Here is a 22866-nt window from a genome sequence, read left to right on the forward strand (position 1 = left end):
AGTCTTTCGACTTTCTAATTGAAGCCTTATTTGAGTATCAAATCGATCAAGTTGGGTATTAACTGGCATTAAATCACTTTCGACTCCAATGCCAGTTGACAAATAATCAGGTAATATAATTTACTTATTAGTGGATAAAACTTGCTCCGTGTGGGCCTTAAGTATATATCATGAGTTGCTAGTTTTGACTTTTGAAAGGAAATTATTGAATGTAAACTTATAATCTCTATATTAATGGCTAAAACAATTACTTTTTCTGGTGAGACATTAAAACAGTATATACTTGGTAAGTCTAACAATGTAAATGAAGAGTACAATACCTTTTTTGATGAATACTACTATCAAGGAAGTGCCAATAGGAGAGCTCAGCGTATATCAGCATTGCAAAATGAGAACAACACTGTAAAACCTATTCCATTTAGAATGCCTTCTGAAAGATACTACGATTCCTATGTGACTAGGCATCAGCAAAAACCTTACGGCATGTCAGAGGAAGAATGGCAAGAGCAAATAGCTCCCCCTAATTATCTAATCAATAGCATGGTTTACTTGGGGGGTACTACAGTTGAAGCTACAAGTTCTATTAATTGGCTTAGTCATCATACAGACATAAATATATCAGGCTGCACATTTAGCGAACCCTTTAATGCACTTTTTTTTGATTTCAAGCACTCATTAGTTTTTACTAATTGTCTATTTAAAGGACCATTCATCTGCCGTAATTCAGCAATCAATAATATCGTATTTAAGAAATGTACATTTGATAATGTAGAGTTTCAAGTATCTGATTCAGATTTTAATTCTATACTTTTTGATGAATGTCATGTATATTCTGTTTCAGTAAGTATTGACAGAAATCCCTATAATATTGAACAGACAAAGTACATTAATGATATAGATCATTCAGTAAAAAATATCAATTTCATTAATACCTCAGTAACAATAGGAAATTTTTTGGGTAACAACATAAAGAGTATTGAATTCGATAATGCAAAATTTGATGAATTGAACTTAGATATTAGTGTTAAAGACTTATATTTAATTAATAAAACAGTTGATAAGAACCGTATAAATATTAAAAGTCTTAATATAACCTTAGAACCAAGTGCCAAAGATACAGTCTCTATAATTGAAGGGTTTTCTATTCAAAAATTTAATATATCTGGGCTTTTAAGGGATACTACGTTTAATATATATGATATAATATTCAACAATTTGCTAATTAAGAATTTCGTAAATGAGAGTAAATTAATATTTAATGCCACATCATTAGAGTCTCCTGGAAGAGTAGAAATAACACGTTCTCAATTAGGGAAAGTGGAATTTAACTACGTTGATTTTACAAAGGCTGATACTTTTAGAATATATTTAAGCAACATTACAGATATAATAACTCATAACACTGTATTTTCAAATAATATAATTAGTAAAGATGAATTTGATTTTTCGACAATAAGAGAAATATACAGACAGTTAAAGAGTGCAGCAGGTAAACAAAGTGATAAAGTAAATGAGTTGCGCTATGAAGCGTTAGAAATGGAAGCTTTTAAAAAAGAGTTAATCAAATCTAATATAAGTTATGATAAGTGGATACTGTTCATTAACGAATGGTCTAATGGACATGGATAAAATTGGATAAGAGCAGGGTCAAGACTATTAATAGTAGGGTTTCTTTTATTCACTACTATTAGATTATTCTTAGGGTATTGGTACATAGACGTGTATAGGATATTTTTAGATTTAGCAATTTTTCTTAACTTTTCAATTAATCCATTACATAAATTTAGTGATATATTTAACACTTCTAATAGTGAATTAAGAGACGGAATTGCTCAATTTATTGATGTTCTAGCTAGGCTCTTTTCAGGATACATGATTTTTCAATTTCTTAGAGCCTTCAGGAAGTATTTTCGTTAAGATAGCCCCCCGAAGGTTCTAACTTTATGACTCAAATATTATTGTTACTAATATTTAGAGTAGTATAAACGATGTGATAATATAGCTCTTTTCTTCTTGTGGTCTTCCTATGACTCTGCACCATAAATATGATCGCGATTATAACCACCACTTTCGATACGACCTCTGTATTTGAAGCTCGCTTTTTTCCGAGCTTCAAACCAATCTCGCTCTTCGGGAATCATTGACTGCCCTTTTTTATCACGATCTAGTAGTACTTTGAACAGGTCCATGCCGGTTAATTCGGTTTTGTCTATTTCTGTGGGCCGCTTGTCATCGAGCTAGGCTTGGGTACTAGGATTGAAAAGCCTATCCAGCTTTATATCACGTTACTCTACCTAGCCAGATACGTACTTACCCCCTGTTGTGATCATCGCCTTTGCTTTACCTTTGGGCCACTTCCGCTGCCCTTAAGCGAATCCCGTAGAATTGGCCGGGTTTGATAGCCGTCTTCGTTGATCCAAGTGGTAGTGAGCAAATGGAAAAACGACCCAAAGGGGCTGCACAAACACGAACGATACAGCGATGAAATGGCTAAACTGGTTGCTGGAAGATAAGCCTGGTCCGGTGGGTAAACTCCAAGTGGATGCTTCGGAAGATCAAGACCAGCCCCCACCCAACAAGTGGATGGTTTGGATCGCTATCTTATTGGGTATTGTCTGCTGGGAGGGGGGGCTGCTTTGGGTGTTTGCGGAGGGGCTCTCGCTGACAGGTAGTCAATGGCTACTAAAGCTGGGTGGCTTGAGCCTGTACGTATGGGTTAGCTATCGGGTGAGCGCTAAGCCGGATTTCGCCAATCTGGGCTGGTGGGGTGGTCTACTGGACAATCCCTTCCGTAGCTCGGACAATGTCAACCGCTGGCTACTTTATCTTCAGTGGCTGTTGGTGCCGGGTAAGCTGATGGCCTACAGCTTTGTGATGGGCTGGGTCATCTTCGAGCATGTGACCAGGAGGCTTAACCCGTAGTCGGCTACTCGGTCTCATAGCTTCCCCGCTTACCTGACCAATGTGATTACAGGGGGTAAGAAACCTGCCAAACGGGTGAGCCCAAACGTATACTACCCAATCTCTATAAACAGCAGTTGTGTGGCCGATGAAAATCCTCATACCCCTTCTGATTGGCGGAATTTTTTCGTCTGTTCTTTCTATTCTCTTCCTGAGCTCTTATTACCGATTGATGATTAAGGCCAATAAGACCATTGGAACGATCACCTCGTTTGATCGAAGTGATTCGTTCATACTGCGCCAGCTTTGGGTACCTATCGTTCGCTTTCAAACGCGAAACAATACTTGGATCGAGCGTCAGCCTGAGCATTCAGTATTCCATGAACTTAATTACTATAGCGTTCACCGAGCGGTGAGGGTTTATTACCGAGAAGACAACCCCGATCAATTTGTGATTGAAAGTAGCCTGGAGGTGTTTATGAACTGGATGATTATTATCCTTACCCTTGGGGGTATCGTCTGGTTTTTTGCCCACTAGAGGAGCCATTAAATGACTACTCTTACGTCTCACTTTGGGGTCGTATGCTACGGATAATAGTTGACAGATATTAAAACTGGCCGCCTAATTAAACACCCGGATTATGGAGCAACTGAATAAGACTTCATCTTCTCATTGTGAAGCGTATATACGAATACTGCGTTGTCTTAATTAGGAGCATTTTAAGAGACGTCGTCATACCATGCTGCTGTTTACTCGCTGGCCAACGCACTCTCCTCGACCATTGGCTACTGTTTTTGAGGAGCCGACACGCCAGCAGACACAGGAGCTCAATGTGTTCCGGTCCACAATGAGTGGCCAGAGGTCGCAGCCTTTAGTATTGGCGAGCCGGTAATGGGGCGTAGGCGTTCAGCATACTACCAAAAAAGCCGTATCCCTGTTAGATACGGCTTTTCATCCATGTAACTAATCCAACTTGATTTGGGGCTAGAAACTACGGTAAACTGTGATCAATAGCCACTAAATTTGGTAAGGTGATCGGCCCTAGGAGCACTCAGATCGTTACGTCTTAGCACTCATAGGGCCTATGGCGCTAATTCGTTCGCAGCAGTTTCAGCTGCTGACCCTGGGTAGGCGTACTCACCTGTAAGAGTAAAATCCCGGTACTAGCGCCCAGTGGCAAGCTGACCCGCTCTACAGCACCCGCCTGCTCGATCCGTTGCGTATGGGCCGACTTGCCCTGCAGATCCACCAGGTTGAGCTGCACCGGTTGACCCGCTGCTCCGCTGATCTCCACCTCGGCGGTGTTGCCGGCTACGGGGTTACCCAGTACACGAACGGTTAGACCCGCACCCACTTCACCACTGCCCACCCGGGCCGCCGGGTTACACACGGCCAGCCAGTTATACCGATACGTGCTCACCGTTGCTCCCTGCTGGGCGCTGAGCGTAATGGTCGGGTTATCGGTGTATAGGTTCAGACTATACGGACCCGGACTTGTCGTGGCTACCAGTTCGTTGACCACCGAGAAGCTGATGGGCGTTCCATTCACCCCAGCGTATTGGGGCGTAAAGGTCAGCCTCCGCTCACCCGCACTGAGCACCTGACAACTCACCGTCGAGACGCCCACGATGGCAAAACCCGAAGGGGGAGTCACCGGCATGGGATTCACCGTCAACTGGAAGCTCGTACTCACTTGCAGACCACCGGGGTCCAAAGCCGTCACGCTCACCGCCGATACGCCCGTTTGCGAAGGAGCACCGCTGATCACCGAACCATTCAACGTCAAACCTGCCGGCAAACCCGACGCCTGGAAGGTTAACGCCTGTCCATCAGGATCAGAAAAATAAGTGGTGAGTTGCAATTGATACCCCTGTCCCACCAAAATGGTCTGCGAGGGGATACCCGTGGTAGTCGGCGGCTGGTTGGGGCTGGTGCCGCTCTGGCAGGAAGCCAGCCAGTTGTAGGCAAAACGCGCTTCCCCGTTACCCGCTTGAGTCGCCACCAGGGTGATCACCGGGTTATCGGTATACAAGCGCAGCGAGTAGGGAGCCGGCGCCGTGGTAGCCGCTAATTCATTGACCACGGCAAAGCTAATGGGGCTATTAGTTTGTCCCGCGTACTGAGGGGTGAACTGCACCTGATAGCCGCCTTTAGCCTCGTCTATCAACTGGCAGTTGACCATACTCACCCCCGTGATGGCGTAGCCACCGGGGCGGATCTGCACGCTCAGCGGAACCGACGAGATACTGGTGCAGCCATTCAGCGAACAACTCGCCGAGAGCGTATAGTTGCCCGGCTGGGATAGGGTGTAGGTGTTGCCGTTAGCCTGCCCCGATCCGCCTAAGGCCGTCCAGTTAATAGTCCCTCCCGTGCAGCCATTGGCCGTGACGGTGATGGGCTGGTTGGTAGTGGTCGTGGCTGGACTAGCGGACAGGGTCGGGGCGGTAGGGGCATCCGTCGTGCCGCTGATCGTTGCCATCGCCATCGCCATACAGCCGTTGGCGCTGGTTACGCTCACCGAGTAGGTCCCGGCCACGCTCACCGAAATGCTGGGCGTGGTTTGGCCCGTGCTCCAGGTCAGACTGCTGGCCATCGTGTTGGCCGTAAGAGTTACACGGGGTACATCACAGGTGAGCGTGGCCGTGGTAGGGGTAATCGTCACTGTGGGCTGGCTGTTGTCCTGACTGACCACGACACTCGCCGTATTGGTGCACCCCGTAACCGCGTTGGTTACCGTCACCGAGTAGGTACCCGCCACGTTCACCGTGGCCGTGTTGCCATTGCCCGCTTGAGTAGCTCCAGTACTAAAGCGGTAGCTCAGCCCATCACCCGCGTTGGCCGTTAGCGTTACGCTGGTCACTGCGCAGTTCAGCCCGCCACTGGCCACCAGCGTAGCCGGTGGGACATCCTGCGCGGATTCGATGCGTACCGCGTTACTGGTGCCCAAGCAACCGTTGCTGCCCATGGCTGTTACTGAATAGGTACCGGCCACATTCACCGTGATACTCGGTGTGGTCTGCCCACTGCTCCAGCGCAGGGTCTGAGCGCTGGTATTGGCCGTCAGCGTCAGGCTGGGACTCGCACAAGTCAGCGTACCGCTGGTGGGACTGATCGATACCGTCGGGGCCGTCTGATCCCCGGTGACGGTGGTGCTGGCCACCGATGAACAGCCATTGCCCGCCAGCACCGTCACCGAATAGACACCCGCCGTGGTGACCGTGGCCTGATTGGTGGTGCCGATGGACGTGGCTCCGTCGCTGAACCTATATGATTGCCCCCCGGGGCTAGCCGTCAACGTCACGCTAGTCACGTTGCAACTTAAGGGCCCACTGCTGGCCAGGCTAGCCGACGGAGCTGCATTGTCCTGGCTGATGGTGATACTGGCGGTGCTGGTGCAGCCCGTGGCGGTGCTGGTTGCCGTCACCGAGTACACCCCGGCCTGGGTCACCGTAGCCCGGTTGCCACTTTGGGAGGCCACGGTGGGACTGAAGCGGTAGGTGTCCCCGTCCGAGGCCGTCAGCGTCAGGGTGGGCTGGGAGCAAGTGAGCGTGGTCGAGGGGCTGGCTGATAGGGTAGCCGTAACGACAACTGTATTGCTGGTCACGCTGGTGGTCGTGGTGCTGGTGCAGCCGTTCAAACTGGCCGTGACGGTGTAGGTGCCCGGACTGTTCACGCTGGCCGTATTGCCACTACTGGTGATGGGGCCACTGGGTCCTCTAAAGGCGTAGGTAGAGCCACTAGTGCCGCTGGCCGTTAGGGTGACGCTGGTCATAGCGCAGGTCAGGGGGCCGTTGTTGCTCAGGTTAACAGTCGGTGGTGGGTTGACCGTCAGATTAAAGGCCGTGGAGGTTAAGCTGTTGCAGGCACCGGTAACGACCGCCACGTAGCTGCCCGAATTCGCCGTGGTCGTGTTCGGCAGGGTGAGCGTGGCCGAAGTTTGTCCGCTCACCACACCCCCGTTTCGATACCACTGGTAGCCACTGACCGTGCCGCTGGTACGCACAAAGGTACTCACGCTGGCGCCCGCACAGACGCTGGAGCTGCTGGCGGGCTGCTGCGTGATGGCCACCGGAACTCCGGTCGCAAACCGCGTAACTCTTGAGTATTCGGTTACGTATAGATTACCCGCTGCATCAAGAAACAAACCTTCCGGATAGTCAAGGCCTCCTGCCACAACCGTGCCATTCGTGGCGGAGGTGGAGTTGGCAGGGAACTTAATGATCCGGCTATTAATCCTATCGGCAACATAAATATTGCCCGACCCATCGACCAATACATCATATTGAAACCTAAACTGATTTAGGCCATTGCCTATGCCGTTTCCCCCCGCGACGATAGTGCCATTAGTCGCTGAGGTAGAATTGGGGGGGAACTTGATGATCCGGCTATTAAACTCATCACTGACATAGATGGCGCCGGCTGCATCGACAAATAAACCATCAGAAGTGTCAATCTGATTCAAGCCAGAGCCAGCCCCATTGCCCCCGGCCACAACCGTGCCCGAAGTAGCCGAGGTGGAATTGGAGGGAAACTTGATGATCCGACTGTTACCGTTATCGTCCACATACAGATTGCCGCTAGCATCCATGGCAATCGTGGTGGGACTCCTCAGTTGGTTCAAGCCAGAGCCAGACTCATTGCCCCCGGCTGCGACCGTAGGCAGGGTAGCCGAAGTAAAGTTGGGGGGGAACTTGAGCACCCGGTGGTTGCCATAATCCGTCACGTAGAGATAACCCGCTGCGTCGAAGACAAGGCCCTGGGGTTGGCTGAATTGATTCAAGCCACTACCCCTGCCATTTCCCCCCGCCACGGTTACGCCCTGCGTACTGCCCGGCGTAAATTTTTGCACCCGGTCGTTCTGGAGATCACTGACGTAGAGGTTGCCCGCCCCGTCGAGTACGACATTATAGGGCTCGTTGAGCTGGTTAGGCGCACTGCCAGTGCCATTCCCCCCGGCCACGATGGTACCGTTGGGGCAGAACTGAGCTGTTGCCGTAAGGCTCCAACCTAGCCAGGCCACCAGCAGCCAACGTAGTGGAGGCAAGCAGAGCAAGCTCTGACTGAAATACCGGAACGAACCGGCTGTTTGCGGGCCAGAGACGGATACCGGACGAATGAAATTGATGAATAGGTAGTACTGTTTCATAACGATTGGGGTTAGCCGGACTATTGGGTTAGCAAGACGGAAGATCCGCCCTAATGGTATAGCGCAAACCTAGCCGTTCTTTGCCCTCAAAGTCTATCACTATTGTTGCATTGTTAGTACAAATGTTGCATTTTCATTGGGCGTTAGCCTTAACCCATACTTTTCACGCTGTGTGCCGCTCTAACTGTGTTTTTTGTTACTGCCAACTGGGGGTACTGCTTCTGTTGGCGAACCTGATTCCGGCTGGACTGCGCGCCCAGCAGCTTATGCTCCCCCCGGCGCTGCGGCAGCTCACAGAGCCCTCCGGCGTAGCGCTCAATTTAATGGCGTGGTACATGACCGAAGACCAGCATGGTTCGGTCTGGCTGGCTACTGCCAACGGCCTGATTCGGTATGACGGTCATCAGCCGCGGGCGCTTCATGCCCCCGGGTATTCGCAGGATGATAGTTACGGACGGCCCGTGCTAACCCCCGACGGACGCCTTTGGGCCCGGCAAGCCTACGGCAACAAGCGTAACAAGCTGGTGTACGTGGAGACGACCGGCACGCACATCGTTCGGGTGGCCGATACCACTCGACTGGCCCGTGAGTTTCTGACCAAATTCGGTATCAGTCGACTGTACGTTGATCGGCGGGGGCAGCTTTGGATTAGCCTGCCGGAAAACGGGTTGTTGCGGGTGAATCCGCGAACGCTGGCCGCTGACCACGTACTGACCGACAAGCTGACCATCAATGATTTGAGCGAAGGACCCGATGGCCGATTCTGGTTAGCCACCGAACGGGGGCTATACACGTTTGACCCTCAGACGCGTCAGACCCGGCGCTACCCGTTTGAGCCCGATCAGGCCAGTTTGCCGGGCAACACGCCAACTTTTGCGGTGAGCGTCCGACCCAACGGCGACGTGCTGGTATGCCGACCCAATGAAGTCGATATAATCAGCTCGGGTAACGGGCACCTTCGTCGGATACGGCTGCCGGTGCCTAACCTAACCAGTACACTATGGACGAATGCGTTTCTGAGCGATGGACTGGGCAATGATTATTTTTCGGTCGGTCGGATGGTGTTTCGGCTCACGGCCGGCGGAGCGTTACAGCGCCTGGAGTTTACCTATCCCGCCGAGAAAGTAATCAGTCTTTGCGTGGGCCGAATGCACGACCCCGCTCACCCACGTTTGTGGGTCAGTACGATTACCCATACCCTCTACGAATACGACCTGACCCGGTTGCGCCCGGTGCCATCGCTAAACATTCTGGATATAAGCGTCAACGGAACCCGCCTGGTGGAAAATGAGCAGCAACTGGAAACGCGCTTTCAGCGTGATACAACCGGACAGCCCACGTTGCAGGTAAAGGAAGACGATTTTGTTCAACTCCGATTCACGCCGTTTGTTCAGCAGCAGTCAACAACGTTCCGCTATAAACTTGAAGGATACGACCATCAATGGACAACCTACGGTGATACACTGGGGGTAGCTACGTACCAGCTTCCCGCCGGGCAGTATCGCTTTTTGTTTAACCGGGCCGTAGGAAACGGAGGCTGGGCGAAGCAGATAGCGAACCTATCCATTCGGGTACAGCCACCCTTCTGGAAAACCAGCTGGTTTCTGAGTATCGTAGTGCTGCTGGTCGGCAGTGGTTTGGTTGGCCTGTACCGGATTGCGCTCCGGCGGCAGAAACTCCAGCGAGAACTGGCTCACCAGGAGGGGGAAGCCGCCAACCTGCGCCAGCTTGACGAGCTGAAAGACCGCTTTTTTGCTAATATGACCCACGAATTGCGGACCCCCATCACACTGCTGCTGAACGCCAATGAGCAGTTGGCCCACCAGCCACTGGATACTCAGGGTCGCCAGCTAATTGCAGTTGTTGATCGGAACGCCAACCAGCTCCTGCGGCTGATTACCCAATTGCTCGATATAAACCGGCTGGATAACGGCAAACTGACACTAACCTATAGTCTCGGCGATCCAATTGCCTGCGTTAGCCAACTGGTCCAAGCATTCGATGACTTAGCGACGACGAAGCAGATTCAGTTGACGATTCAGCCGGATGAAAACGGGGGTAACTACTGGTTTGACCGGGAGAAACTCGAAGCGATCGTGGACAATTTGCTGTCCAATGCCCTCAAATTCACCCCCGCTGGGGGCCGCGTATCGGTAGCAACCCAGCGCATGAATGAGCGGCTGGTCGTGCGGGTTCAGGATACAGGACCGGGTATTCCGTTCGAGGAACAAGCCCGTATTTTCGAGCGGTTTTATCAGACGGATGCTTCCTCAACGCGGGCACATGGTGGCACGGGTATCGGGCTGGCCTTCGTGCGGGAATTGACGGAACTCATGGGCGGTACGATCCGGGTTGACAGCCTTGTACACGAAGGCAGCACATTCACCCTCACGCTGCCGCTGGAAGCCGTCCGCGAACCCGTGGCTCAGGAAATAACAACTGCGCCCGACCAACGGCCCATTGAGTTGGCGTCTCCAAGTAGCTTGCCGAAGCTTTCCCATCTGGAAAAGCTACCGACAGAGGGTAATCCGCTACCGGTCGTGCTGGTTGTGGAGGACAACGAAGAACTCCGCACGTACCTGGTTGAGCAACTGTCGGCGACTTACCAGGTGATGGCCGCCGTGGATGGCCGGGATGGGTTAGAACAGGCGCTGGCAACAACCCCTGACCTGATCGTGAGCGATGTGATGATGCCGCGCATGGACGGCTTTGCGTTGGTGGGCGCCCTGAAAACGGACGTTCGCACGAGTCACATTCCGGTGGTACTGCTCTCAGCCCGATCGTCGCACGACAGCGTCTTGCATGGGCTGAATATGGGGGCGGATGCTTACGTAGAGAAGCCCTTTAAGCTCAATACGTTACAATTACGGATTCGGAATGCCATCCAGACCCGCCGGAACTGGCAGATTGCCCTCGCCGACGTACATAGCAAACTGCTATTCAGCGACGTTAACGAGGATAACGTACCCGAAAAAGAAAAGCGTTTTCTGGCGCGGTTAAAGCACTTGCTGCTGGACCATCTTCAGGATGAGCAGGTTAATGTGGACTGGCTGGCGGCTCAGGTCGATTTGAGCCGCTCGCAACTGCACCGCAAACTGACTGCGTTAACGGGCCAGTCGACAACTCGCTTTATCCACCGTGTCCGGCTCGAAAAAGCGGAGGAATTATTAAGTAAAGGAGAATGTAACATTGCGGAAGTCGCCTACCAGGTCGGGTATAATTCCCAATCGTATTTTACCCGCATGTTCCAAGAACATTTCGGGTATCTGCCGACGCAGTTAAAGCTGTGAAGTTGTAGACGGAGGCAGGCTAAAAAGGCGGAATCATTTTGGTTAGAGGTGGTCAAGGCGTTCGGTTTCTAACTGACCCGGTACGCTTTGAGCCAAACGCTACAACGTGATTTTCCTTACTTCTCTGCTGAAGTATATCGCATCAATATAGATTTCTATTTAAACCATGAAACGCCCGAATTAATGAGCAGATATATGAACGTTTCTTCGTCGCAAGCGGGAGCATGTTCATAAACGCATATTTGTTTCAGGCGGGAGCCTTATTTGAGAATTGATCCGATAAGTTGCCTAGGTACCCAGTCAGGGTAAACAGTTTGTGGCCACCTAGGTCCGGCACTTGTATCTGTGAATGGAAGTGGCCCTGAATGGGAACTAGTCGAGGGTGGGGTACTGCCCCGGCCAAAACCGCTGCTGTTCGTTTTATCAACGACACAGCTCCCCGAGAAGATCATGGTGTTGTCTTCTCCGTTAATGGTGGGCGGGCGCTCATGCCAGTAAGCCAGATGACGACTTAGGGCGTGGCCCCAGATCATAGGTCCCCAGCGCACACCGAAGGGGTTGTACGGGTAAAACGGGTGGTATTCACCGCCGAAATAGACCAGACCGTTAGGGTCGTTAAGTCAATTGGCACGGATTAAGAAGGAGTACTGCGGACGAAACACCGGCTGATAGGTGGTACCGGCACCGTGATGCTGTGGCAGACCGATAAACGGTAACAAGTCAACAGACCGAACCCCCTATAAAACGCGGACCAGTATAGCCAAAGCAAACTAAGCATGGTAGGTAAGTTCGCTCTTTTCTTGATCAGTTTTACGCCTGATCCCGCAAAACATCCCCGATAAACGATCGGTTAGGCTCTTGAACAGTTACCTGCTTCTTATGACCGCTACTAATCCATTTCAACGCTACGACGAGACCGACGACCGGCAATTTTACGGGCAGCCCCGCCTAGTCAACCACATCGACGAGGCTGCCGTCCGGGCTACCACCAACTTATATGCCGAATACTTGCCCGCTGGCGGCAATATTCTCGATCTGATGAGCAGCTGGGTAAGCCACCTGCCTACCAACATACCCTACGGACGCGTAGCCGGACTGGGTATGAACGAGATCGAGTTGAAGGCCAACCCACAGCTCACCGAGTACGTGGTACAGAACCTGAACCAAACACCCAGCCTCTCTTACCGCGACAATACCTTCGACGGTGGCATGGTCACGGTGTCGGTGCAGTACCTGACTCAGCCGGTGCTGGTTTACCGGGAGCTGGCGCGCGTGCTGCGGCCCGGCAGTCCGTTCCTGACCGTGTTCTCCAATCGCATGTTTCCTACCAAGGCCGTTGCCATCTGGCAATCGCTCGATGATCTGGGACATCAGCAGTTGGTCCGTTCATATTATGAGCAAACCGGCCTGTTCGACCAAATAGAGGTCCTTGATCGTAGCCCGCGTGGCTGGAGTGATCCGCTATTTGCGGTGGTAGGCCGGGTTAACGATGAGATTGGCTCAACAGACGATTGATACGGTATTCATTCGATAAGCAACTAAGGAGGAGCGACCCCATTCGTACGAAATAGTCCATCAACAATAATTTGTACAGCTAGTCAATGTAGTACGAGGTCAAGTAAAAAAACGCTTGACCAAATGGACGATACTGGCTGAGTTGCGGTCCAGCTTGACCTTGGCCATTATCGGCTTAAATCGTACACGAAACCGGTCAATTTAATGGCCTTTCAGCCAGTGGAAACTATCCTGTTGATCCGAGCGAGAAGGAAAATTCACGCTCAAAAGTTTCTTTGTTAAAGAAGCTCAGGTATCCATTGCACCCGAGGCCAGCAAGTGTATACTGGCTTTTATGAGGCCCTATATAAGAGCGGATAAACGTGAAGCTTATTGTGAAGTAGCACAATCCGGGGTTGATGCGGAACACCTTTACGACAGCTACAAGATTCCACACTACTTTTTAGTGGAAATCAAATTCTGGTAAATGGCTACTTAAAGTATATCGTCAAACAGGTACTGCAACGGCCGGTTTACCGGAGTGGAATCGTAAAATACGCAAGAGGGGTTTGCCGGTACGACTCGCTTTAGCTACCTACTGGTCTGTAAACCCAATCGCGTTCGGCTATTTTGAGATGCCTGCTAAATTTCGACTTTGAAGCCTTTTAAGAGACGGTCTCTACTAGTAACTTCATCAGTACAGCAGCTTCAACCGTTCTTCCTCTAGATCGATCTGATATAATTGCTGGCGGATGAGTGCTTCGTCGATCGTGGGGTCGTGGTTTAGGTCGGCTAAGTACCGGCGCTGACTGGCCAGCATCTCCTGGAAAAGGGCCATCTTTTTATCGTCCATCCAGCTGGCATCGTTGGCGTTTGTCCGCTCTTCCCAATGGCTCAATAACTTTTCTACAACCGGGTTCCCCGTCAGCTCGTCGGGCGATTTTGATTTCAAAAACTGGTATGTGTGCTGTTTCAGACCCAAGTGCAGTTTTTGTTTAGCCAGGGTTTCATCTTCTTCCGACAGCAGGTTCTCGTACAGTTTTGATCGTCTGATGAAAGAAGGCAGCGTAAGCCCCTGAACGATTAGCGTAAGCAAAATCACGACGAACGTGATAAAGAGAATCAGGCTCCGTTGGGGAAAGGCCTGACCGGTATTCAGCGTGACGGGGATAGCCAGAGCCGCAGCCAATGACACGACCCCACGCATCCCTGTCCAGCCCAACAGTATAGGTGTAAGCCAGCGCATTCGGGTAGACAGCGGTCGAGGTATTACACCAGGACGAAAAACAAGGGTAGAAATCAAAGCCGCATAGGCACTGAGGATACGCGCACCGATTAACACGCCCGTGACCAGTAGACCATACCCAATGGCGGTTGGCAGGGGTATTCCGTCCGCTTGCAGACTATCGACAATTTCCGCCAGCTCCAGTCCAATGAGTAAAAAGACGACCCCATTGAGAATGAACACAAAACTTTCCCAGACACTAAAGCTCTGAATACGGCTGGCACTGTCTAAAAAGGTAAGCCGCTGGCTCGACATAAATAACCCACCGCTGACCACCGCCAGCACGCCTGAACCATGAAACTGCTCCGCCACCCAGTACATGCAGTACGGCTCAATCAGCGTGAGCGCAATCGAGGAGGGAGTATCGAGCGGCAATCGTTTGTGGACCTGAACGAACAGCCAGGCTATTAGCAGGCCCATGCCTGTTCCACCCACTACCATCCAGATAAAGTCCAACGTTGCCTCCTGCCAGACGAATTGACCGGTGCCAATGGCAACCAGCGCAAATCGGAAAATGATCAGCGACGAAGCATCATTGAGCAGACTTTCGCCTTCCAGTACGGCCGACGTATACTTAGGAATACGGACAAATTTAGTGATGGCTCCGGTACTGACCGCATCAGGTGAGGAAACGATACCCCCTAACAGAAAGCCCAATGCCAGCGTAAAGCCGGGAATGACCTGATGAACCACCAGTGCCACCGAGAGCGCGGTAAAGAATACAACAACAAAGGCAAAACTGCCAATCATGCGCCACCATTTTTTCATCTCCTTAAAAGAAATAGTCCAGGCGGCTTCGAACAGGAGGGGGGGCAGGAAAACAAAGAAGATAAGATTAGGGTTGATGGCTACTCTGGGTAAACCCGGTAAGAAACTTACCAGCAGCCCAGCCACAACCAGCAAAATGGGGTAGGCAATTTTAAGTTTGGTGGCTAACAGGTTCAGTAAGACAATGGCCGCCACCATAGCCAGCAGGAATGGTAAAAGTGAGTGCATAAAATCCAAAGTAAAAAGGTAACAAGCACCGCCAGCTGAACGCCTGTTCTTGAAGGCATCATGCGCGTGCCAGCTGGTGCCTGGTTAGTATTGCTAAACCTGCCGCTTCGTTAAGTTTGGGCCAAGCAAGCCCTGATAGTCTTAGCAGCAAGATAACACAACCCGCCTACTACCTCAAATTCATGGTTGATTTGGAAAAATAAAGCAAATCTATCAATCTCCCTAAACGCCCGTTAATCGAAGCAAAACCATGAACGATACCTCGTCTCAGTTGGGAGGATTTTATGAAACGCTTTAGCCGTAAGTCTTAGCTACAAATCTCTAACCGCTATAAACAAAAAACGGCAGTAGCTCACGCCACTGCCGTTCCCCTTAAAGCTGTTCCACTTACAATAACTCACCCATCCCGAACACCGTCAAGCCTTGGGCAAATTGTTCGGCTACGGCTTGGTTGGCGGCTTCAATGTATTGGCCGGTGATGGGGTCGACCACGGTGCGTAATGGCCGGGTGCCTTTCGGCGTGCCGATCAGGTTTACAATGGCATTGGCAACAGCCTGCGGGTTTGGCTTTTTAGCCTGCATTTCTTCCCCCAAGGCGGCTCGCATTTTGTCGGGTAGATCGGCAATGGCGCCGTACCCCTCAAATACGCCCTGATCAGATGCGGGGTTGTTCTTTTGCTGCATTTCGGTAGGAAAAGCGCCTGGCTCCACTAGGGCCACGTCAATGCCTAAACGCTTTACCTCGTAATGCAGGCCCTCGCTTATTCCTTCCAGCGCAAATTTGGAGGCTGCGTAAATGGTAGCAAACGGGAATGATACGCGCCCAAAGCCGCTGGTCACGTTAATGATTAGTCCGTCGGCCTGTTTGCGCATGGCGGGGAGCACCTGCTTGATCAGTCGCCAGGGAGCATACACGTTGATATTAAACGTGGTGTGCACGTCGGCGGTGGTAAAGCTCTCGGCCACGCCGGTCATGCTGTAACCGGCGTTGTTCACCAGCACATCAATAGCGCCTTCTTTGGCCAAGATGGTTTCAACAGCCTGCTTCACACTCTGTTCGTCGGTCAGGGTAACATCCAAAACAGTCACGTTCGCTACGGCCGCAAGGGCCTGAGCCTTATCGGCATTACGGCCCTGGGTATCGCGCATGGTGGCATATACCTGATGCCCTAAGGCGGCCACGCTGTGGGCGGTAAGCCAGCCAAAACCACTATTTGTTCCGGTTATCAATACGATCTTTTTGCTCATCTTTTTTACCTGTAAATGAATAAGCAAAGGTTGAAAACGGCCATAAGAAACCATTTATCATTTGGTAAAAAGCGTCGTTACCGGATAGTACGGCGTATACGGCTCAACGATTGTTGGGTGATGCCCAGGTAGGAGGCCACGTACGAAAGCGGGATGCGGTTGATCAGGCTGGGGAAGGCCTCCATGAACGAAAGATAACGCGTTGTGGCGTCTTCTGAAACCAGCGGACTGCGCCGTTCCATGGCCAGGGTAAGGCACTTTTTTACCATGTTGGCCTTCATCATTTCCCAGCCCACAATGGTGTTGTCTATCTGGTCCCAGTTTTTCTTATTAAAAACCAGTACCTTGCAGTTGGTTACGGCCTGTACATATTCGGAGGCCACCATCTGCGATTCAAACTTTTGATTATCGACGACAAAATTGCCTTCGTCCACAAAGTAATTGGTGATTTCTTCGCCCTTGTTGTTATAATAGCAAAAGCGGAACACGCCTTCCAAGACGAACGCCACATAGCGGGGCACCTTCCCGGCTTCGGAGAGGTAGTCGTCTTTTTTTAATTCGAGCAGTTCAACCTTGCTTAATAAAAACTCGATCTGCTGCTTGTTGAGGTTACCAAATTGCAGGATAAGATTTATAAGTGCTTCCATCACTTAAAGGTAGAACACAGTGCGGGGCATCGATTTATCATATGATAAAAAATGAGGTGAGGCTGACATAAGCCATGTATTTCGGTGTACTCGACCACCGCCGGGCACGGTCCGCCCCTGCGGGGCCCGCTGATTCCGTGAGCGATTGACTAACAGATTGCGGGCCTACTTGACCACCGCTTTATAAGGAAAATAGATATGTAAAACCCGTCGTCTCGAAAGGAAGTTGTGGTGGCCTACAAATAGCTTGACCAGCTCGATGAGATCTACCTATCAATACGTGTTACAGTAGGTAAGACACTCTACCAAACTTCGCCAGATCAAAGCAGGCTAGGGCATGCATTAAGCCCCTACGTAGGCAGCGATTACTGGCTGTAAACGAGGCAAGATGGCCTCGATTGCCGTCTTTTCTTCGCGGGTCCAGTGTCGGGGATGGTCAAACAGGCAGGGCTGTAAAATTCCCCACAGTTGATTGTCCGCCTGAATGTGGGCATGAATCAGCGCACGATGCCCAAACGTTTCCTGCTCGAAGTGCTGGTTAAGCACCTGTGGGCTGGCAGTTTGCACATCATCGACGTATACGGAAGGCTTCATTGCCAGACCCGCCCGAATGAGTGGATCCTGAGCTGGCAATTCATCCGTATCCTGTTGCCAGTCGAGTTGGATGGTATTTTTGTCGGGAATACCGGGATGTCTACGCCAACAAAAGGCGGTTCGTCCGCGATGGTGCTCGGGCTGTCGCACGTACAAAAAGCAGCGATCCGCTTCTAAGGCCAGGCCAACGCATTCACAAACCTTGTCCAGGGTTTGAGCTGGCGGATAACCTGCGAGAATGAGTTGGTTAATCGTTTGGGATAAAGCCTGTATGGAATTCATATGGGTGTAACAGCTGTGTCCAGCTTCGTGTTCAGGGATTATTTACTTCGGGTGAAGAACAAGTTGCTTGTTTATATCAGCTTAGGTATACACCAGTCATGCTCTTTCCTGAAGTAGACATATGGACATTGAGTGGTCTCATGCGGGAGAGTTATTATAAGATCCGTTGCATTGGCTCTATCCCGGCCATTGATCGCTAGAGCAGTCCAGACCATTCCTATAAGAAGCGTTGCTTTGTTCCGTCTGTAGCATACCGATAGAATTGCCCATCTTCGATCAGCAGGGCTTTCATAAACCCTTGCTCGATGTGCTGCTGATGGGCTAAATCGATCGCAATCACATGCTGATTGCTTAGTACTGTGATCTCCTCAACCGGCGTATGCCCGATGATTATTTGTTTTACCCCATACTGCTTAATCATCTGATTAACCTGGGCAATACGCAATTCTTCCTGGGCCATACCCCGATACCAGCTTGGGCTCGACGGATTGCTACTCCCAACGGCCCATTGAGCCGAACCAACTGCCCCTTTTGCCAGAGTGTCCAGACTCTGGCAGGCTAGTTGATTCACCACCGGTAAGGAAAGAGGATAGGCCGCTACTTGAGGGCCGATACCCCCGTGCACAAACAGTATATCCCCAATTCGCTCCACCACGTTCTGGCAGCGTAACCAGCGCCCTAATACGCTCTTGTTGGTATACCAGTCCGAATAGCTTACTCCAAGCGTATCGGCATTGTGCCAGTATTTCCCGCGTAGATACTAACCTCGGGAATTTGTCAAAGCCTGAAACCGCTACGCTTATAATGCAGCTACATGTGAGGGATTGGACGTCTCAGGAGGGAGCGTATTGTGAGAATATCGGATTCGTGATGTTATTGTTTTTACAACAACTAGACTGGGTTTATTACCCGAAAAATGACAACGAATCGCACCTGTTACTAATAAAAAACCAACCGTTTCAAGTCTATTTCTCGCTTTTTTATCGGATCAAAGCGTTGACCCTAATGGGTAGGTGCCTCCAAATCGTTTAGACAAATAGCGCTATACCCTAGTCGATCTTGAGTTAAGTTTGCCAACCGAATTTCTCAATTGTTGGGTGGCTATGTCTACCGCTTCCGCTGTCTCTTTTTCTCCCAAGTAGCGTAATTGGGCGGCTAGTGTGTTCAGCGAATTGTCCAGGGCTGTTGTTAGTACATGATCGCCCATGACGGAAAGCATAATTAATATCACGCGCTCTATTTTTGGTTGCCATTGATCAGGAACTCTGTCCAGCATTTTGCTGAACGTGTCCAGGATAGCTTCGAAAATCTGATGCTGCATCGATTCCGACGAAACGACAGCCAGGTTTTCAAAACTTCGCATCAGCTGGTCAATTGTATCATCACAATAATAGATCGATCCGCATAAGGTATCCTTCTCGACTGGCTCGTCTTCACTCCAGCAACTCAGTATATTGTGTAATGTATGCACACAAAAAGTACCGGGTGAGGGGTTCGATTTTGCCGTTGAGGTTGATGTCCATGCAATAGTCTCTATCTGCACTATCCCATACGATGGATCCTGATCTAGATCCCGCTTTACGCTGATAGTGGTTTGTTTTATTATTTCTTTTGCCAGCAGAAAAATATGCGTTTCATCAGGGGCGACAATTTCTGCAATGGGTTCATTGTGAGCAACATATGTACCAATTGGCTTAGTGAAGTAGATGTAACTGCCCCGACAGTGTTCGGCAATGAATTCAGCTAGTTTTTTAGTGTTGATATAGGTCAGGTAACCCCCTTTTGCAGTTACTACTTCTTTGCCCTTTTGGTTATTGTCTGGTTTAATTATTGTCGTGTACGCCACCATGTCCAGTTGTCTAGAACGTGCGTTCAGAACACGGTTATGAATGGCGTTAATGATTTCGGATGGACGCATCTGATCAATCGTTGTATACATCAACAGTACTAAAAGGTAAAGGGCAACCCCCGTCAGACTAAACGCGACAGTACCGCCAATTACCGGGTTAAAGGGAGGATTGACGGTTGCTAAGGTGATCATTGAATACAGTGCCAGTCCAACAAAAAAGCCCAGATAAAATTGATTCGTTTTTCGTCTTAAAAACTGATCAAATACTTGTGTTGTCATGGAACTAGCTGACTGCTGAACGATGACCAGCAACAAGGTTGTTGTGAGTGTTGTTACCGATATAGTGCCTGAAACAATTGCTCCTAGTAGGCTGCTGGTCGCTTCAGAATTTGAAAAAAAATGATTTTTCAGGAGCAACCTAACCGGCTGTAACCAGCCGATTTTGACCTGGTCGATACTATAGGTAAAATAAGATAAGAAAAGAAAGAAAAGAATGATCAACGAGGGTAACAACAGGAATTCTGAAAAAGCTCGTTGTATAATCGCGATCTTATTGTCTTCAATATATTTTTTGTTCACAGGCTCTTGGCAGGTAAAGTTGTTTTTATTGACTAGTTTCGATTAATTCTTGTTCAAATTGGTGACTGTAGCGAAGTGGCTGTGCTGGCTCCTTGACCTGCAATGAGCCGCCTGCTCCATACCAGCTATTGGCATCTCCGCTCGCCAGGCATTAAAAGCCGCCCGCACGCACCCCGCCCAGCATCCAGAAAGTGACCAGGTGGGTTTGGTTTATGGGTTAGATACCAACCCCACACTCTTTTTGTTGTTAATTCTTGATACATTCATTTGTCCCAAGGTTGCTCTAAAGGTCCTATTTGCAGAGACGGGAATCCCGTGCGTCTCAGGTGGGAGGGTTCGGTGAGATAGCTGGATACGCTACATTTATTCGTCTAACTTGATCAATGCTTGGCCACTTTCAGCATCAAACGGTACCGAACTATGCTCGTGAGTAATCAGCCAGTTGCCGTTCCGTTTGCTGAAGCAAACTGTTGATCGCCATCGCATATCAATCTCATCACCATTGGCTAGCGCCCCCTTGACATGATTAAACGAATAGCCAAAGCCGAGTTCGTCACTGGCAACCACTGATAACTTTTCAATCGCGTAGGAAAAAGACGATGGAAATTGAGACAGCCAACTTTCTAACCGTTCTCGACAAGCTTGCCGTCCTACTTTTTGTAGCGTGTTGACTACGTCAAATGAGACTATATCCGTCGAATAGGAAGCCATTGCCCCATCGATATTCTTCTGCTGAACGGCTTGTTCCTGACCCCTAATGATTTGTTCAATCTGATCTTGGTTTGACATCGATCTAAAGGCTTGATTACTTGCTAACAACATGCCAGAATACGAATGGTTTGTCCTTTGCTCGGCCAATAGTTGTCTTTGATTTTCAATTAGAATCTATCCTATAGTCAGATTCATGATGGTTTTATTGTCTCAGGGAGGAGCCTTTAATGAGACAGTAATCTCTTTGAATAGCTATCCAATGTGATTCATCGCATACTCATCCATGTGGTATAATCTAAGGATTTTCTAATCGAACCTAGGAAACTTGCCTCTTATAGCCTAGCTTGTAATCAATATGATTACAACTATAACCATCATTTTTGTTCTGGGCTATCTCCTCATCACGCTTGAACATCCCATCCGCTTCAACAAGACAGCAACAGCATTAATTACGGGTGTACTTTGCTGGATTGTCTATGTTATCTCTGCTACTGCTCCCGAACCCGTCCTAGAGCATCTAAGCCATCATCTCATAGAGATTGCTCAAATCCTGTTCTTTCTTTTGGGAGCGATGACCATTGTCGAGTTAATCGACATTCATGATGGCTTTACTATCATTACGGATCGCATTGCCACCCGTAATCCTAAAGTGCTGTTATGGCTTATCAGTGGGATCACGTTCATCCTCTCTGCCTTACTCGATAATTTGGCCTCCGCCATTGTTATGGTTTCGGTTACCCGAAAGCTCGTCAAGAATGCAGAAGAGCGTAAACTCATAGCCGGTATGATTATCATTGCCGCTAATGCCGGTGGAGCTTGGTCACCCATTGGTGATGTGACCACCACGATGCTATGGATTGGAGGACAAGTGTCCACCGCGACTATTAGTAGCCAGCTGTTTCTGCCCAGTTTGATCTGTCTACTGGCTCCTTTGCTGTGGTTAAGTGTGTCTTTTAAGCCTTCCCTATCAACAGGTTCCTTCATTCAGAAGGGAGTTAGCCGACCGTATGTCACCCCTGTTCAACGGCGTGACCGGCGCATTGTGTTTGCGGCTGGATTAACTGCCATTGTCATGGTGCCAATTATTAAGACCGTGACTCACTTGCCTCCTTACATGCCCATGTTATTGGCGTTAGGTATGGTTTGGGGCATCTCGGAGATCATTCATGCCGACAAAGATGAGCAGGACCGAAAGCGTTATACAGCCGCTTATGCATTGAGTAAAGTGGATGTTCCAAGTATTTTGTTCTTTCTGGGCATTTTGTTAGCGGTGGGAACGCTGGAATCAACTGGCGCTTTAACTGCTGTCGCTGCTAGTCTCAATAAGTGGATTGGTGATTTGGACTTAATTGTGTTATTGATTGGCGTAGCTTCAGCGATCGTTGACAATGTCCCGATTGTAGCCGCCATGATGGGTATGTATGATCTAAGCACCTATCCGACAGATGCCAAGTTGTGGGAGTTTTTGGCCTACACGGCAGGTACAGGAGGCAGCTTATTAGTAATTGGTTCAGCGGCTGGGGTAGCCGTGATGGGGATGGAGAAATTAGAATTCGGCTGGTATTTGCGACGCATCAGCGGACTAGCTTTGTTAGGATACATAGCTGGGGCCGTCGTTTATCTAGGTATTTATGCACTCACTCATCACTAAATATTGCTAGCGTATGCTGGTGTAGGACAGGTAGCAACGGTAGAAGTTGTGCTCAATAACTCCTCAAAAAGGCGTCGATTTTGTCGCTATGCAGGTGTTTAACCAAACGCCCGAATTATTGACACCCAATCGTCTCAGAAGGGAGTATTATCTGAGATCGGTAAGGGCAGATACAGGCTGAGAAAATCTGCC

The 22866-nt window shown here is 49.7% G+C and carries 15 protein-coding genes and 1 pseudogene; 6 read left to right on the top strand and 10 right to left on the bottom strand.

Annotated elements, in window-relative coordinates; all coding sequences use genetic code 11:
* The first annotated feature begins 234 nt into the window (after positions 1–234).
* Complete coding sequence (locus GK091_RS09470; protein WP_164036692.1) at positions 235–1629, top strand: hypothetical protein; 1395 nt, start codon at positions 235–237, stop codon at positions 1627–1629.
* A gap of 395 nt (positions 1630–2024) precedes the next feature.
* Here GK091_RS09470 and GK091_RS09475 read toward each other — a convergent pair whose 3' ends face one another.
* Positions 2025–2189 (bottom strand): hypothetical protein, encoded by a 165-nt coding sequence (locus GK091_RS09475; RefSeq protein WP_164036693.1) that lies wholly within the window; start codon positions 2187–2189, stop codon positions 2025–2027.
* Between the two features lie 292 nt (positions 2190–2481).
* Here GK091_RS09475 and GK091_RS09480 point away from each other — a divergent pair, with 292 nt between their 5' ends.
* Entirely contained in the window at positions 2482–2922 is a 441-nt protein-coding gene (locus GK091_RS09480; RefSeq protein ID WP_164036694.1) for a hypothetical protein, read from the top strand.
* Positions 2923–3049: 127 nt separating this feature from the next.
* Positions 3050–3439 carry a DUF3592 domain-containing protein gene (locus tag GK091_RS09485; protein WP_164036696.1) on the top strand — a complete coding sequence of 130 codons (390 nt, stop codon included), beginning with the start codon at positions 3050–3052 and terminating at the stop codon, positions 3437–3439.
* Positions 3440–3992: 553 nt separating this feature from the next.
* Here the strand turns inward: GK091_RS09485 and GK091_RS09490 are convergent.
* Entirely contained in the window at positions 3993–8048 is a 4056-nt protein-coding gene (locus tag GK091_RS09490) for a putative Ig domain-containing protein (protein WP_164036698.1), read from the bottom strand.
* Positions 8049–8272: 224 nt separating this feature from the next.
* Between GK091_RS09490 and GK091_RS09495 the strand changes: the two genes are divergently transcribed.
* Entirely contained in the window at positions 8273–11338 is a 3066-nt protein-coding gene (locus GK091_RS09495) for an ATP-binding protein (protein ID WP_164036699.1), read from the top strand.
* 260 nt (positions 11339–11598) lie between these two features.
* Here the strand turns inward: GK091_RS09495 and GK091_RS30030 are convergent.
* Positions 11599–11946: pseudogene (locus GK091_RS30030) on the bottom strand (hypothetical protein); the annotation flags it as partial.
* A gap of 271 nt (positions 11947–12217) precedes the next feature.
* Here GK091_RS30030 and GK091_RS09505 point away from each other — a divergent pair.
* Positions 12218–12853, top strand: coding sequence for a methyltransferase domain-containing protein (locus GK091_RS09505; RefSeq protein ID WP_164036701.1), 636 nt, complete (start codon positions 12218–12220; stop codon positions 12851–12853).
* A 673-nt stretch (positions 12854–13526) separates the two neighbouring features.
* On the opposite strand, the gene GK091_RS09510 is transcribed toward GK091_RS09505, so the two are convergent.
* The 7 genes from GK091_RS09510 to GK091_RS09540 form a co-directional block, all read right to left on the bottom strand.
* The gene (locus tag GK091_RS09510) at positions 13527–15113 is read right to left on the bottom strand and encodes a Na+/H+ antiporter (RefSeq protein WP_164036703.1); all 1587 of its coding nucleotides are present in this window, start codon (positions 15111–15113) and stop codon (positions 13527–13529) included.
* Between the two features lie 387 nt (positions 15114–15500).
* Positions 15501–16361, bottom strand: coding sequence for an SDR family oxidoreductase (locus tag GK091_RS09515; protein WP_164036706.1), 861 nt, complete (start codon positions 16359–16361; stop codon positions 15501–15503).
* A 77-nt stretch (positions 16362–16438) separates the two neighbouring features.
* Entirely contained in the window at positions 16439–17008 is a 570-nt protein-coding gene (locus GK091_RS09520) for a Crp/Fnr family transcriptional regulator (protein WP_164036708.1), read from the bottom strand.
* Positions 17009–17350: 342 nt separating this feature from the next.
* Positions 17351–17884 (bottom strand): GAF domain-containing protein, encoded by a 534-nt coding sequence (locus tag GK091_RS09525; RefSeq protein ID WP_164036711.1) that lies wholly within the window; start codon positions 17882–17884, stop codon positions 17351–17353.
* 217 nt (positions 17885–18101) lie between these two features.
* Positions 18102–18539, bottom strand: coding sequence for a metallophosphoesterase family protein (locus tag GK091_RS09530; protein ID WP_164036714.1), 438 nt, complete (start codon positions 18537–18539; stop codon positions 18102–18104).
* Between the two features lie 387 nt (positions 18540–18926).
* Positions 18927–20312, bottom strand: coding sequence for a DUF2254 family protein (locus tag GK091_RS09535; protein WP_164036716.1), 1386 nt, complete (start codon positions 20310–20312; stop codon positions 18927–18929).
* A 363-nt stretch (positions 20313–20675) separates the two neighbouring features.
* Entirely contained in the window at positions 20676–21101 is a 426-nt protein-coding gene (locus tag GK091_RS09540) for a YybH family protein (protein WP_164036717.1), read from the bottom strand.
* A 277-nt stretch (positions 21102–21378) separates the two neighbouring features.
* On the opposite strand from GK091_RS09540, the gene nhaD reads away from it, so the two are divergent.
* Entirely contained in the window at positions 21379–22674 is a 1296-nt protein-coding gene (gene nhaD / locus GK091_RS09545; protein ID WP_164036719.1) for a sodium:proton antiporter NhaD, read from the top strand.
* Positions 22675–22866: the final 192 nt, after the last annotated feature.

This window comes from Spirosoma agri (assembly GCF_010747415.1).
GTDB classification, from domain to species: Bacteria; Bacteroidota; Bacteroidia; order Cytophagales; family Spirosomataceae; genus Spirosoma; species Spirosoma agri.